Source organism: Burkholderia cenocepacia (genome assembly GCF_900446215.1).
Taxonomy (GTDB): domain Bacteria; phylum Pseudomonadota; class Gammaproteobacteria; order Burkholderiales; family Burkholderiaceae; genus Burkholderia; species Burkholderia cenocepacia.
Map to the genome: position 1 here is coordinate 1,399,909 of NZ_UAQZ01000001.1, position 13,944 is coordinate 1,413,852.

Annotated in this window: 15 protein-coding genes; 4 read left to right on the forward strand and 11 right to left on the reverse strand. The window is 61.7% G+C overall.

Annotated elements, in window-relative coordinates:
* Positions 1 to 265: 265 nt before the first annotated feature.
* Entirely contained in the window at positions 266 to 826 is a 561-nt protein-coding gene (locus DTA15_RS06420) for a hypothetical protein (RefSeq protein WP_021033319.1), read from the forward strand.
* A 157-nt stretch (positions 827 to 983) separates the two neighbouring features.
* Here the strand turns inward: DTA15_RS06420 and DTA15_RS06425 are convergent, their stop codons facing one another.
* From DTA15_RS06425 to DTA15_RS06455, 7 genes are all read right to left on the reverse strand, one after another.
* Positions 984 to 1,607 carry an acyl-homoserine-lactone synthase gene (locus DTA15_RS06425; RefSeq protein ID WP_012493039.1) on the reverse strand — a complete coding sequence of 208 codons (624 nt, stop codon included), beginning with the start codon at positions 1,605 to 1,607 and terminating at the stop codon, positions 984 to 986.
* A gap of 253 nt (positions 1,608 to 1,860) precedes the next feature.
* Positions 1,861 to 2,904 (reverse strand): LuxR family transcriptional regulator, encoded by a 1,044-nt coding sequence (locus DTA15_RS06430; RefSeq protein WP_171984011.1) that lies wholly within the window; start codon positions 2,902 to 2,904, stop codon positions 1,861 to 1,863.
* Positions 2,905 to 2,941: 37 nt separating this feature from the next.
* Positions 2,942 to 3,871 carry a 3-oxoacyl-ACP synthase gene (locus DTA15_RS06435; RefSeq protein WP_012493041.1) on the reverse strand — a complete coding sequence of 310 codons (930 nt, stop codon included), beginning with the start codon at positions 3,869 to 3,871 and terminating at the stop codon, positions 2,942 to 2,944.
* Positions 3,865 to 4,860 carry a beta-ketoacyl-[acyl-carrier-protein] synthase family protein gene (locus DTA15_RS38955; protein WP_227743178.1) on the reverse strand — a complete coding sequence of 332 codons (996 nt, stop codon included), beginning with the start codon at positions 4,858 to 4,860 and terminating at the stop codon, positions 3,865 to 3,867. The genes DTA15_RS06435 and DTA15_RS38955 overlap by 7 nt, the downstream gene beginning before the upstream one ends.
* A gap of 44 nt (positions 4,861 to 4,904) precedes the next feature.
* Positions 4,905 to 5,498, reverse strand: coding sequence for a GNAT family N-acetyltransferase (locus DTA15_RS06445; RefSeq protein ID WP_012493043.1), 594 nt, complete (start codon positions 5,496 to 5,498; stop codon positions 4,905 to 4,907).
* A complete protein-coding gene (locus DTA15_RS06450) occupies positions 5,495 to 6,613 on the reverse strand; it encodes an acyl-CoA dehydrogenase family protein (protein ID WP_006488283.1) in 1,119 nt (372 codons plus the stop codon). Before DTA15_RS06450 ends, DTA15_RS06445 begins: the two co-directional genes overlap by 4 nt.
* A 33-nt stretch (positions 6,614 to 6,646) precedes the next feature.
* Positions 6,647 to 7,486 (reverse strand): type III PLP-dependent enzyme domain-containing protein, encoded by an 840-nt coding sequence (locus DTA15_RS06455; RefSeq protein WP_006488402.1) that lies wholly within the window; start codon positions 7,484 to 7,486, stop codon positions 6,647 to 6,649.
* Here DTA15_RS06455 and tnpA point away from each other — a divergent pair.
* From tnpA to DTA15_RS06470, 3 genes are read left to right on the forward strand one after another with little or no spacing between them, the layout of a single operon-like run.
* Entirely contained in the window at positions 7,439 to 7,825 is a 387-nt protein-coding gene (gene tnpA / locus DTA15_RS06460; RefSeq protein WP_006481758.1) for an IS66-like element accessory protein TnpA, read from the forward strand. The two genes, DTA15_RS06455 and tnpA, sit on opposite strands and share 48 nt — an antisense overlap.
* Complete coding sequence (gene tnpB, locus DTA15_RS06465; protein ID WP_006481825.1) at positions 7,822 to 8,169, forward strand: IS66 family insertion sequence element accessory protein TnpB; 348 nt, start codon at positions 7,822 to 7,824, stop codon at positions 8,167 to 8,169. Before tnpA ends, tnpB begins: the two co-directional genes overlap by 4 nt.
* 51 nt (positions 8,170 to 8,220) lie before the next feature.
* Positions 8,221 to 9,792, forward strand: coding sequence for an IS66-like element ISBcen14 family transposase (locus DTA15_RS06470; protein WP_006482547.1), 1,572 nt, complete (start codon positions 8,221 to 8,223; stop codon positions 9,790 to 9,792).
* Here the strand turns inward: DTA15_RS06470 and DTA15_RS06475 are convergent.
* The 4 genes from DTA15_RS06475 to DTA15_RS06490 are packed head-to-tail and all read right to left on the reverse strand — an operon-like array spanning position 9,681 to position 13,851.
* On the reverse strand, positions 9,681 to 10,379 hold the full coding sequence (locus DTA15_RS06475) for a type III PLP-dependent enzyme domain-containing protein (RefSeq protein ID WP_227743179.1): 699 nt from the start codon (positions 10,377 to 10,379) through the stop codon (positions 9,681 to 9,683). The two genes, DTA15_RS06470 and DTA15_RS06475, sit on opposite strands and share 112 nt — an antisense overlap.
* Positions 10,376 to 11,986: an acyl-CoA ligase (AMP-forming), exosortase A system-associated gene (locus DTA15_RS06480; protein WP_041494533.1), complete on the reverse strand. Its 1,611-nt coding sequence runs from the start codon at positions 11,984 to 11,986 to the stop codon at positions 10,376 to 10,378. Before DTA15_RS06480 ends, DTA15_RS06475 begins: the two co-directional genes overlap by 4 nt.
* A gap of 45 nt (positions 11,987 to 12,031) precedes the next feature.
* Positions 12,032 to 12,967 (reverse strand): 3-oxoacyl-[acyl-carrier-protein] synthase III C-terminal domain-containing protein, encoded by a 936-nt coding sequence (locus tag DTA15_RS06485; RefSeq protein ID WP_012493045.1) that lies wholly within the window; start codon positions 12,965 to 12,967, stop codon positions 12,032 to 12,034.
* Positions 12,964 to 13,851 carry a 3-oxoacyl-[acyl-carrier-protein] synthase III C-terminal domain-containing protein gene (locus tag DTA15_RS06490; protein ID WP_227743180.1) on the reverse strand — a complete coding sequence of 296 codons (888 nt, stop codon included), beginning with the start codon at positions 13,849 to 13,851 and terminating at the stop codon, positions 12,964 to 12,966. Before DTA15_RS06490 ends, DTA15_RS06485 begins: the two co-directional genes overlap by 4 nt.
* Between the last annotated feature and the right edge of the window lie 93 nt (positions 13,852 to 13,944).

The window sequence follows — 13,944 nt, forward strand, 5'->3', positions numbered from 1 at the left end:
ACCGGCTTGCGAAAGCGGGGGTGCGTGCATTCGAATGAATTGTCGCGGAAAACCTCATGCTTCTGACCTCCATAGTCTCGTAGTTGACGACGCATCGTTCCGCAGCAAACACTGCATCGGTGCACCGGCGAACGATATGCGGCGACATTGCAATCGATTGCGTAGCGATTGAGTTGGTTTTTGCGCGCGGTGTTACCGCTTTTGAGTAGGTTGATCCCGGCGCGGCTCAGTGCCGAGGTGATCATGGTCGTGAAGAGGTGAACGCATGGAACGCCCCGAGAAGGCTGACTATACGAATGAGCGGTATACGCTGGCGCCCGACGAATGCTCGGCGCTGCAAGCGCGCGTGCGGCGAGCAGAGCAGGAAGTCGGTCGATTGCACAACCGCCTTGAGCTGAAGACCCGGGAATTGGCTAATCTGACCCGTGCAATTGTCAATTCTTCCGTCAGCCATTGCGATGTCGAGATGCGATTGCAACGTGAGCTTCGGGCGGTGTGCACGGGCTTGGGCGGCGCCACAATGCCAATGTCTGGTTTGCCCACGCAAGCTGATTTGCCCGGCAAGCTCGTCACGGTCGAATTGCCTTATACGACCACGATCTTGGGCGTGTTGTTCGAGAACATGTTCACGTTTTGGGCCGATTGCGATCCTCGACGCCTGCCAAAATCGTCGACCGTGGCGCGCGCCATCGACGAGCGCCTTGGGTTTTCTGCTCAGGCCAATGGCGAAGCATCGCGTACTGCTCAGGCGTATGCGTCCGTGATTCGGCCGGACTGGGTGAAAGATGCCGATCGCCGACATCATCGCGCGGGCCCGCGCATGTAGCGGGTTCGCGCAGAGCGGGTGTGTTCAAACGCGGCGCGGCGCGGAATCTCGCCGAGATGCCGCGTCAGTTTCTGCTCCGAAGCGGTGTTTGGCACCGGCCAGCGGCCTGTCAATGGCCGCTGGTATCGGGCGGTGGCACTGACATCGAAAGTGCCGCTCACGTGGCATGGGCGCCGAGCCATGTCACGGCGGCCAACAGCTCGTGCGCGTCGCACCCCAGGTTCGTGAACGTCGATCGGGTGATCTCGATTGCACCGATCAGGTAGGCTGGACGATCTGCGGTTTCGGCAGTGTCGAGGAGTTGGAGCGCCAGACCGCAACGCTGGTAAAGCCGTGCCACGGCGCGCGTCATGGCACCGATGACGCATGTGGCGCCCAGTGACGCGGCGATTGCGAGAATCGCTGGAAACAGCTGCATTCCAGTCGATGCGCGCATGGTCGGGTTCGCCCCACAGCGGGCGGCAAACCGCGACAGCTCCCAGACCGTGGGCGCGCGTGGCAAGTGCAGCGCCGCTGAAGGCGCGCACAGTGTCTGGAGCAAATACGGCTGTGTGGTCGGTATCAATCGTGCACACCCGCAAATGTGCTGAGCTTGATCGACCGAGACAACGTGAATCGTACGACCGCGATCAAATTGATCCCATTCGGTCAGGCTGGTCGCGTCCGCTCCGGGTAACTGCCAACCCAGTCGACCTACAAACACGTCGTATCGGAACACGCCGAGGCGTCGATGCATCGTGGTTGGCATGTCGTCGAAACTGCCAGCGAAGATGGATGGCACGATTTTCCCCTCACACGAAATAGCCGATGCCACGCTATCAAGCGCGTGAGGTGAGGGGAACTAGTTAGGTGGGGAGGTGCGACGCCGATAAAGTTGACAGGACGCCGGTAGCGAGTCGTCCTCGCGATGCATGCGATTGTGCGGGCACGCGCGGATAAGCCCGAATGTGCTGATGGCGCCACGAGTGCACAATGAGGCCCGGCCGATGGTAGGACGGCCGGCAGGAACTGCCGCCGACGGTCCTGCTGGCCGCTTACACGTGGATCAAGCCGGTTGTGACGGCATGCACAGCTGCCGCGGTTCGACTGTTGATGCCTAAAATCTTCATCGCTTCGGCGATGTGGTAGTCAACGGTATGGGGCGATATGCCAACAATGGAGGCGATCGCCCATGACGATTTACCCCGGGCAACCCACGCGAGGCACTCTTGTTGGCGCGGGGAGAGTTCAAGCGCCGGCTCAGGCCGATGGGGCTTCATCAATCGATGGAGCTCTTGATGAAAGAGCGCGCCAATTGAGCTCGCGAGCCGCATGTGGACTTCTGTCTTGATCTCCGGCGACGGACTGGCGAGATTCACCAGCAGGATGTCGCCGTTGGTCTCGCGAAGCGGGATACTCACGCCACTGGTTAATCCCGCGTCGCGTGCCTCACCGAGCACGCGTTGCTCGATGCGATTCAAGCCTCTGATGTCGGCCCATCGATAGGGGGTGGCACGGGCAAACGCCATCCGATGGACCGGATCGACCGGACCGTAGTCTCGTTGCGCGTAATGGGCGACCCAATGATCCGGATAGCGTGCGCAAAGCGTCTCGACTGCCATCGCGCGGCCGTTTCCCGTGTGTCTTCGAGAGACTCGGCTGATGGCAAAGCGTGGGAAGCCCAACGAAGCGGACACGTCACCGAACAACTTCAGCAAAGACGACAGGTCCACGGTATTGAGAAAGGCGGTGGCCAGCGGTGCCCATCGGCCGGCCAGGCTTGATGTTAAAGGCTGCGGTACGGTGGGTGTGTCACCCGCGCCGCGTTGACAGACTCGATCCACTGGAGGCCCTCGGAGGAACTTCGCGCACTGGTGCGCGGCGCGGTGGCCGGACGTGCGTCGTTTGGGATTGAAGCAGCACAATGCGTGGCGATTGCAGGTGGCGCATGTTCTGCTATTGACCAATTGATCGCCATGCAAAAAGCAAGTGTAGTCGCTTGCAGCTGTATCACAGCCATAAAAATGTAATGTTTTGATACATCGACCCGCGCACTCGCGTATATCACGTCGATCCGCGGCTGCATGGCATGAAGCCATGGGCTTCCAGGGGCGGTCGGGTGTGGAGTGCGCGCATCTAATGAATCAGCAATGCGGCAGCTGAAAATCCCCCTACGCCCTGCGCATAGAGCACCAAGGGGGCGCCGGGCGCGAGTGGGCCGCTGTCGGCCAGGTTGATAAATGGATCGCTTACCGTAACGTGTGCGATACGGGAAAAATTGTGCGCGAAAAGGCGTTCGGGTGGCAGCCTCATCGATTGGACGAGACGCCGCCACGCAGGCTGATTCAGATGAGGCGGCAAGATGCGATCGAGCTCGGAGAGCGCAATGTGTGCATCCTGGGCGACTTTCGTGATGAGCTTTCGCGCGACGAGCTGGTACTGCGCAAGGAAACTCGCTTCGGTCTGTCCTAGCATTCCGCGCCAGCCGCGACCGCTCGCATGCGTGGCCAGTGCGACGAGGCGATTGGTGCGCGCGTGGCGCTCGATCAACGCGGCGAATGCGCCATCGCCGAGCAGCCCTGACGTGCCCATCGCGCGTTCGGTCTCCATAGGCATCACGTCCGCCCCGACGAGCAGTACACGATGGATGGCGGGATGTGCGATGAACATTGCACGAATGATGCGCAACGCACCGAGCGAGGACGCACAGTGTTGCTGGGCAAACGAGAACGACGGGACGCCTACAAGGCGGAAATACTCGCATAGCTGCCGCGGCAAAGACACCGGTGGCGGGGCGATGCTGCCCTGCAGCGTGTGAGTGTAGACCAGGCAGTCGATTGACTCGGGCGAGATTGGTGCATTGCGCAGCAGCGAGTCGACCGCTTGAATCGCGAGGCTGAAGGCACTTTGCCCGCGTGCCACGTGAAAATTGCGTACGCCGGCCTGCTCGAGCTTTGCCACCACAGCAGCGGATTGGCCGGTGCGACGTGCCCAGTGGCGAACGCAGTCGACATGTTCCGGAAGGTGGTAGGCGACACACGGGATGCCGATTGAGGTGTCTACCATGAGGAGCGCTCACCCAGGGGGCGCGCGAGCACTGGCGCACTATGTGCGTCGAGCAGCGCGCAACCTACATAGCCGCATGACGCGATATTCCACAGCAAAAGGGTGCCTTGTGACGGGAAGGTATGCGTCTGGGCCATGCTCATCAATTGTTCGATCGAATCCGCTGCACCGAGATTCGCGTCGTGCGTGCGCACGCCTGCAAGCGAGGCGATGCCCAGTTCCTGCTGCAGTGCAGCTGCAAGCGCGTGCATGTGGCGTTGTCCGACGGCGGTGACGTTGCACGGGGCAATCGCGTGTTTTGCGAGCAGCGCGGCGATCAATTGCAGCATCGTTTGAAGGTGAGGTGAGTCAGGATGCGCGTGGCGATGCGGCGAGTCGTGGCTTGGTGCCGGACAAGGATGGGTTTGAGCGTCGATGAGGCGCAAGCCGCGCGTGCTCGTACCAAAGCGTTCCAGAAGGAGGGCGGCGGCTGCGTCCCCTTGCAGTGGTCCCGTTCCAGTGTGGCGAGAAAACGGTGCTACCCACTTCTCTGCGGCAACAATCAGGATCGTATGTAGGTCGCGTTCGGCGACGAACAGGTCCTGCGCCAGTCGTAAGGCCGTGAATGGGGCAGTGCTGCCCTGCTGCGAAATCGAGAACGAAAAACATGGGCTGTCCGGGGCGCCTACGACGCTTGCCAGACGCCCTGCGGTTGTTGTCGAGATATGTTCGTCAACACTGCTGTGGCAAAAAATGACGATGTCAACCGGCGCGGCAGCGCGAGGCCGAGCAGCACAGATCGCCCGCGTGACGTATGCCGCAAGCCCAGACAGATCGGTGGTGTGGGCGACCGGCGCACGCGCAGGCCCATCCCCCGGACCGATACGAGGCATTGCTGTCGGCCCGAGCGGTGTGCATTCGGTGCGCCACAAGGCCATCCATGCATCCCAGCCGGTAAGCGGCCTCGTCGCGGTGGGCTCAATGGCCGATACCTGTTCGTCGAGCTTCATGATGGGCGGCACGTAGGAGCACAGTGCGGTGACGACCGGGGGCATCATATTGGCGTCGGCAAGCTCAGGTCCTGCGGGAGCAGGTCGTAGAGCAGACGCCCCATGCGTTGGCCGTCGATGACATGGCAATCGCGTTGCAAGCCGATGAGGCGAAACCCCAAACGTGCGAGCAGGCACTGTGATCGAATATTGCGTTGCGCCGCCCACGCGCCAATGCAATGCAGTTGATCACACTCGAAACCTTCTCGAAGCACCTGTCTCGAAGCTGCGAGCGTCATGTTCGCGCATGCGGCGCGCGTGGAGTCGCGCAGCACCCAGAAGGAGCCGAGACCAAACCGGTGAGTAACATCGCTGATCGCGACCAGTCCGCTTGGGCGGTCCGTGCCGCGTACGCCAAATACGCGTAGCCGATGTCGATCACTTTGCGCCATCGCTTGGACCGCCAGTAAGGAAAGCGATTGTCGACCGAGCCCGAAGTCAAACCACTGCGCAATGGCCGGACGCACAAGCCAATCGGCGATATCGCGCATATCGTCGCGATTTGCTTCGCGCAGCCAGCACTCATGTGGCGACGTCGCGGATCTGCCCGAATGGGGTTCGCACAAGTGGCGACGGTGGGAGTATTGGTGCGCATTCATGCTGATGCGCCAGTGGTTGAGTCGGACGTATGTCGAGCCGTGAGCTGAGCGAGCGCTGTATCGACACGCATGAGCAACATCGCGAACCAGTGACATGTCGTCAGGCGCGCCGCGGGCGGTAACCCTGAGACATAGCCGTGTGCGCCGCAAAATTGAACAAGCTCATGGGTGAGCTCCATGGATTCGGCTGCAATGTGACGGACCAGCTGGCGCACGAGCGCGGTTGATATGTTCGGCTCGGCAAGCGTGAGCGCACGCAAGAAGAGATGCGTGCCTTGCGTTGCAATGAGCATGTCGGCCAGCCGGGTGGCCACGCGCTGATGCAGCATGATCGGCTTGCGAAATGCGCGTCGCTCGGCTCCGTAGCGCAGTGCAAATGCAACGTCATGCTGCATGGCACCGCTGAGCAAGGCCGACACGTACAGGGCGATGTTGGTGAGCCATGTCTGCGAGGGAGAATCATTTTGCGCGCCACACTGATCGATCGAGGCGAGTGGGGCGGCGCACAGTGTACCGTTGCAGCGCCATTGCTCAAGAGAAAGAGCGCCAAGCACAACGAGGCAGCGGCGGCATGCGTGAGCGTCCCCGTGGGCCGAGTCGATGAGCGCGAGACCGCGGGTGTGCGGTGTGAGCATCAGTGGTGCAACGGGCGCGCAATCTTGATCGTGCAGGTGCCAGAGCGTGGCGGCGTGAAAATCTGGCACCGTAAGCGCGATCGCGCACGTGCCGTTAAAGTAGTCACCGATGGGATGAGGCGCGAGCGCGTCAAGCATGTCGTATGCGCGCAGCGTCATGAGTGCCGGAATGCTCTGAGTGAGTTGTACTGTGCGTTCAATCGGACCACAGGCCAACGTGCTTACAATACCGCACAGATCGTGCTGGCCGATGGCCATACCACCCAGGGACGTCGGTAAGATCATTGTTCCGAAATCCAGCGAGCTTGCATGTGTGACGATATCGCGCCAGCCCGCTTGCGACGGCGGGGCAGCGAGCAAAGGTTCGAGCTGGTCTCGAGCGAAGCGTTGGCAGGCGGCGACGAGTGCGCGCTGATCATCAGATACGATCCATGTGGGCGGCACCAGATCGGACGATGACGGTATAGGGTTGCGCATCATGCCTTTCTCCGTATTGGGTGTGAGTCATCGGTGTCAGACGAGCATCTCGATTGCTTCGGGATGACCGAGGAAATCCCGGGGACTTGCCGAGCGCGCGTAGGCGCCCGATTGCAGAACGACAACGAAGTCGCCAATGTGAGCTTCGGGGAGCAGCACGTCGTCGACGATGCGATCAAGCGGAGTGCACGAGCAGCCGACGATGTGACATCGCTCAGTCGGTGTATCGCCGAGCCGATTGCCGAGTACCACTGGCAAATTGCGGCGCAGTACCTGCCCGAAGTTGCCCGAGGCCGCGAGGTGGTGGTGCAGGCCGCCGTCGGTGACAAGGAAGGTGGTGCCGCGTGAAACTTTTCGATCGATGACGCGGCATACATAGGCGCCGGCCTCGCCGACCAGGTAACGCCCGAATTCGAGCACGGGGCGCACACCGGGCAAAGCGCGGTGCATGCGCGAGAGCCAAGCGTGCATTGGCTGGGCGACGGCATCGAGATCGAGCGGTACTTCGCCTTCGAAATAGGGAATGCCAAAACCGCCGCCCAGATTCACGTATCGGGGCGGCAGTGGCAAATCGGATGCGAGCTTCATGACGAGCTCGGCACTGCGCCGCTGTGCTTCGACGATGGTAGCCGGGTGCAGGCACTGCGAACCCCAGAAGACGTGAAAACCCGCCAGTGTCACGTCACATGTGCCCAGTTCTTGCAGTAGTGCCGGGACTTGTGTAAGCACGAGACCAGTACCGTCTGTGAACGCTCGGTGACGAGTGCCATGATGTCCTGTGAAGGACACGAATGACCGGTCGTGTCCACGATAGGAGTTGTGGACAGAGTGACTCAGACAGTCGAGATCCCGCCGAAACGGCAAACTCGCCGACATCCGACGGAATGGAAGCGGACCATCGTCGCGCTGACATTCGAGCCCGGCGCGTCGGTCGCCCGTGTTGCTCGCGAGAACGGCATCAATGCCAATCAGGTGTGGGCATGGCGCCGCCTCCATGCGCAAGGCCTGCTAACGGACGATGCGATTCCAGACGCAATGCTGCCGGTTGTCGTCAACGAACCGTCTCAGCCGTCGATGGCGCTCGAGGTGCCGACTGAGACCGACAACATACCGTCCGGCTCGATCCAGATTCAGCATGGCAAGACGTCGATTCGCATCGAAGGCGCGCCGGACCCCGACGTGCTGCGTTCTGTTCTCGATCGCATTCTACGATGATCGGTCTGCCTCAAAACACGCGGATCTGGATCGCGGCGGGCGTCACCGATATGCGATGCGGCTTCAATTCGTTGGCCGCGAAGGTACAGACGGTGCTGGAGAAAGATCCGTTCTCTGGACACGTGTTCGTGTTCCGGGGCAAGCGCGGTGACCTGCTGAAGTGCTTGTATTGGAGCGACGGCGGGCTATGTTTATTGGCGAAGCGGCTCGAAAAAGGACGCTTTGCTTGGCCCCGTGCCGACTCTGGTGTGGTCGCGCTGACAACCGCGCAGCTGTCGTTGTTGCTCGAGGGCTTCGATTGGCGACAGCCGGTCGAAGCCGTGCGTCCACGTAGCGCGCTGTAAACCATTGTTAACTGGCGTTCGCGTGATCGCGGGCAGTCGTAAACTGTCCTCATGGAATCAACCTCGACCGCGCTGCCCGACGACATCAACGCTCTGAGAGCGTTGCTGCTTGAGCGTGATGCTCAGGTAGCTGAGCTGCGAAAGCAGCTCTCGTCGCGGGCTCTCGAAATCGAGCATCTGAAGCTCACGATCGCGAAACTGCGCCGAATGCAGTTCGGCCGGAAATCGGAGAAACTAGATCTCCAGATCGAACAGCTCGAATTGCGGCTGGAGGATCTGCAGGCTGACGAAGGCGCCGCCGATGCGTCTGCCGCTCCCGAGGCAAAGCGGCCGCGCCGCGAAGGTGCGAGCCGCAAGCCGCTACCCGGACATCTTGAACGCGAAGAGCGCGTCCATCTGCCCGCCGATGATGACTGCCCCGATTGCGGTGGGCAGCTCAAGCCGTTGGGCGAAGACATCGCGGAGCAACTCGAATACGTGCGTGCGCACTTCCGTGTGATCCGTCATCGCCGCCCGAAGCTGGCCTGCGCGCGCTGTGACCGCATCGTGCAGGCCGCGGCGCCGAGCCGCCCAATCGATCGGGGCATCCCGGGTCCGGCGCTGCTCGCCCACATCGCCGTGTCGAAGTTCGCATACCACCTCCCGCTGCACCGCCAGGCGGTGATGTACGCGCGTGACGGCGTCGAGATCGATCCCGGCGCGATGGGCTACTGGATGGGTAGCATCACGGCGCTGCTCGCACCGTTGGTCGACGCCGTGCGCCGCTACACGTTGGCCTGCGGTAAGGTGCATGCGGACGACACTCCGCTACCGGTGCTGGTGCCGGGCAACGGTCGTACGAAGACAGGACGCCTCTGGGTCTACGTGCGCGATGATCGGCAGAGTGGCTCCGACGAACCGCCGGCGGCCTGGTTCGCCTACACGCCTGATCGCCGTGGTGAGCATCCGCAGCGACATCTCGCTGACTTCGCCGGCGTGCTGCAGGCTGACGCGTTCGCTGGCTATGCCGAGCTGTATCTCGACGGCCGCGTCCAGGAAGCCGCATGTATGGCTCACGCGCGCCGGAAGATCCACGACCTGCATGCGGTGCGCCCCAACGCCGTGACGGAGGAGGCGCTGCGGCGGATCGGTGCGCTCTACAAGATCGAAGAGCAGATCCGCGGCAAGCCGCCCGACGAACGGCGCAGTGTGCGCCAAGCGCGGGCGGTGCCGCTACTCGACGACATGAAGCGCTGGTTCGAAGCGACGCTTGCCACGCTCTCTGCAAAATCTGACACGACCAAGGCGATTCGGTACGCGCTGAATCGCTGGCCGGCGCTCGTCTACTACTGCAGCGATGGGTGTACGGAGATCGACAACCTGATCGCCGAGCGAGCATTGCGAGGCGTCGCTCTCGGACGGCGGAACTATCTGTTCGCCGGCGCCGACTCTGGCGGCGAACGTGCCGCCGCGATGTACAGCCTGATCGGCACGGCACGTCTGAACGGCCTCGATCCCGAGGCGTATCTCGCCTACGTGCTCGAGCGCATCGCCGACCATCCGGCCAACCGGGTCGACGAACTGCTCCCGTGGAACGTCGCACCATCGCTGCCGCCTACTGCTCGCGTCGAGCCCATCCGATAGCGTCGCGGAGCTCCGCGGTCAACAACCTGCACTACGGTACTGCTCGGGCGCTTACGGACTTGTTCGGCGTCGATGCCGAACTGAGTTGCTCCCCCACCCATGCGCATGCCGGCATGCGTAGTCTGAAAATCCGGGTTCACGCGAATTGTCACGTTTGGGCGCAGGCCCAGCTCCCAGCCAAGGGCTGCCACCAGATGCAGTTGAGTGAGCGATTCGATATGCACGTTCACGCCGCTGGCCACTGCACACCGTAGCTCCTCACGTGTTTTGCCCGGACCTGCAAAGCCGATCTGATCAGGCGGCATGCCTGCGTTGAGCGCCAATGCCAACTCGGCGCCGGAGGCCACGTCAAAGCCGTCGATTCGCGTGGCCAGATGGTGTACGACAGCAGGCATTGGGTTGGCCTTGATCGAGTAATGCAACTGTATCGACGCCGGCAGTTTTGCACGCAACTGGCACACGCGGGCGTCGATTGCGGCGCGCGCATAGATGAAAAAGGGTGTGGAACCTGCACGATTGGCAAGCCGCGTGACATCGATACTGTCGGCGAACAGGACGTCATGGCGGCGAGTCAATGATCGATTCATATTGGCCTCGCTTGGTTATTCGGCGCGCTCACGAGTGCGTCTCGCAAGGCCACGCGATCGAATTTGCCGTTGGCGTTGTGCGGGATGTCCGTCTGAACGATGATGCGATGCGGCACCATGTAGCTGGGCAGGCGTTGCTTGCACCACGACAGCAGCGTTTGGGCGAGAAACGGCGTGACTGCCGGCACGACGACCAGCGTGATCGTCTCGCCGAGCGCATCATCGGGTACACCCACGGCGGCGACTTCGGAAACAAGACCACTTTCGTGGATGATTTCCTCGACTTCTTCCGGGCTAATCCGGTAGCCGGAACTCTTGATTTGCGCGTCGTTGCGCGCAATGAAATACAGAAAGCCGTGCGCATCGCGTCGCACAAGGTCTCCAGACCAGACCGCAGTGTCCGGTGCAGCCCCGCCAGGCTTTTGCTCGGGAGAGGGACGATAGCGCTCGGAGGTTCGCGCTGCATCACCCCAGTAGCCCATCGTGACGCACGCGCCGACGTGTACAAGTTCGCCCGGTTCCTCAGGCGCACACCGCGAACCATCGGGGCGCACGACCAAGATGCGTGCATTGGGCACGGCCTTGCCGATCGAGTCAGGACGGTGATCGACTTCGGCGGGGTCGAGGTAGGTCGAGCGGAACGCCTCGGTCAGACCATACATGAGGTAGGGTTTGGCCTGCGGAAACAGCACGCGCAGGCGTTGCAGTACTGCCCTGGGCATGCGGCCACCGGTATTGGCAAAGTAGCGCAGCGTGGCGCACGCTGCATCGGGCCAGCGAGCATGGGCCAGTTGCATCCACAACGGAGGCACGCCTGTGATTGCGGTGATACGCTCGCGCGCGCAGGCCTCTATCACGTCCTGTGGGCCGAGATAATTGACAAGGACAGCGGTGGCGCCGCTTGCCCAGGCCGACGTAAGTTGGCTCAGGCCTGCATCAAAGCTAAGCGGAAGGACGGCCAGGATTCGATCGGCGCACGTATGGTTCAGATAATGAGCGACGCTCCACGCACCTTCGAGCAGGTTGCGGTGGCTGAGCATGACGCCCTTGGGTCGCCCCGTCGAGCCGGATGTATAGAGAATGGCCGCGAGGTCCGTGTCAATGCCAGATGTCGGGACATCGGATGCTTTTGGTTGCGTGTCGATAGCGTCCCGGGCGAAGCACTCACTCCAACGACGGACCCGTGCAGTCCCGTCGTATGTAGGTGCCGTTTCATCGGGGGCATCTGTGAGGATCGTATGGGTGAGGGCGAGCGGCCCGTTCTCGGCCAACAAGCGTGCACGCATTGCGCTGGTAATCAGGCAGATCGCGCCACAGTCGTGCAGGATATGTGCGACCTGTTGCGGTTTGAGCAGCGGATTGATCGGCACAAAAACGCAGCCCGTGGCGGCAATACCGAGCAGCGACACGACGGTTTCGATGCGCTTGTCCAGAAAGATGCCGATACGTGCGCCAGGCGCGATGCCGAGCGAGGCGATCGCGTGGCCAAGTGCACATGCGCGCTCGACAAGTTCCTGGTAGCTCAGGCGGATATCGCCGAATACGATCGCGTGCGAATCGGGTGCCTGATGTGCAGTTGCTTGCACGAGGTCAAGTATGTTTCGCATGGTGTGGAATGGAGTCGTCGGGTTGAGGAAGATGCTCGGTGGTCGTCAATGACGAATCACCAGGGCGCCGAAGCAGCCGGCCAGACCGCTGGAAAAAAGCAACGACCATTCACCGGCCTGCTGGTTGCGACAGGTCTCGAAATTGATGAACGGATCCGCACCGAATGCGTGGCCGACCGTGCCGAAATTCGCGGTGAATAGCCGCGTCTCGGGAATGGTGAGCATTCCCATCAACCGTGCCCAGCCGGGTAGATTGACGTGATGGGGTAGTACGTGCGCGATGTCGTCGGGTGCGATGTTTGCCTGGCGAATAGCTGCGCGCATGGTGGTAAAGGCCGACCAGTAATACCGATCGTCGGGAATCGGCTGCAAGGTGTCGTCCGTACCGCGAAAGAAGCGCGCATCGGTATATAGATGCAAGCTGGCGATGACGTTGTGTTCGGCCCCCCGTTCAAGTAGCAACGCGCATGCGCCGTCGCTATGCAGCGCCAAGTCCCCGATCGCGCGAAGTCGATCGCAGCCCGAACCAATGACATCCGCACACACGACGATGGCGCGCTCGATAGTGGGATATCGCGCCGCAAGCGCGAGCAGCACCCGGATGGCTGCCATCGGAGACACGCACTGCTGCTGCGTGACGGAAAACGTCAATGCCCGGTTCAGTCCGCAATGGCGTTGAATGTAATGGGCCGTACCGGCAGGTGGTGCGAGCACGCCCGTCTGTATCGTATGCGTGTGAATGAGGGCATCGACTGTTGAGCGTGGTGTGGCGGTTTCGCGCAAAAGTGTCGTGATAGCACGTACGGCCAGATTTGCTGGGGACTCGCCCTCGGCGTCGTGGAACTGCCCCACACCGTGATCGCGCAGTGCACGAGCGCTCGCGTCAGACAGACCGCAACGTTCGACCCACTGATTTACGTGTACGGTTCGAGCCGGCAGACTGTGGGCGACCGCGGAAAGCGAGAAGGGACTCGTTATCATGATGGCGCTTCGCAGAATTGAAGAATCGCACAGGCGACTTGGCCGTGAAATCCTGTAGACCATATAAGCAGATGTTGGTCATCGCGCGGCGAGACAGCCCGTGTGAGGCTATCAAGACGCGCAGGTGTGTGTGCTGCGCAAAGATGGCCGGGCGTGTCATCTGCGAGCCAGATGCGCTCGAGCGGCAAGTCACCGTGCGTGCGGATACTGCGCAATAGTCGGTTATCCGTCTTCGCTGGGACAATCCAGTCCATTTGTGTGGCCTGACAGGCAGCTCGTGCCAGCGCCTTGTTGATGGCGCCCATGAGCGTGGCGGAATCGACAGGCGTTGCGATGACGCTGGAGCTGCTGGGCGTGGCCGGCGTACAGATGGTTAGGCCGCGCACGCGCCAGCCAGGTGCCGGATGGCGTGTCACGAGAGCGGCAGCGGCTCCATCGGCGAGGAGCGTGTGTAAGTGAACGTGCCGAGAAAAAGGGGGGAGCCAGCGCTCGGCCGCGACAATCAGGACGGTATTGAGCTCGATGTCCGCATCCATCATGGCTAGCGTGAGATCGAGCGCCGTTGCAAACGAGACGTCCCGAAGCTGCCCGATCGCGAATGGCGGGCGACGCGATGCGAGCTCGTGATGCAAACGTCCCGCACAGGACAATGCCAGATCATGTTCGAAGCTGGTCGAGCAAACGATGATCTGGTCTGGCCGGGGAAGTTGTGAGGCACCGTCATACAACAGGCGTGCCGCGCATAGTGCCATGTCGGACAGTGAGAGATTCGACTCTGCTACGGCGAGTTCGTCTGAAAGCGTAGGCGGCGAAGGCGCCTTCGGAGCGCGTTGGGGCTCACATTCATCACGCCAGCGTAGTGTGTCGCCATAGACCGCTTGCATCACGGAATCAAACGGGCGTTGCCCCAGCGGCGAGCTCACGTCGGTGAGTGTAGGGTGCGCGCTGCGTGCGAATGGAATGTACTGAGCGGTCGC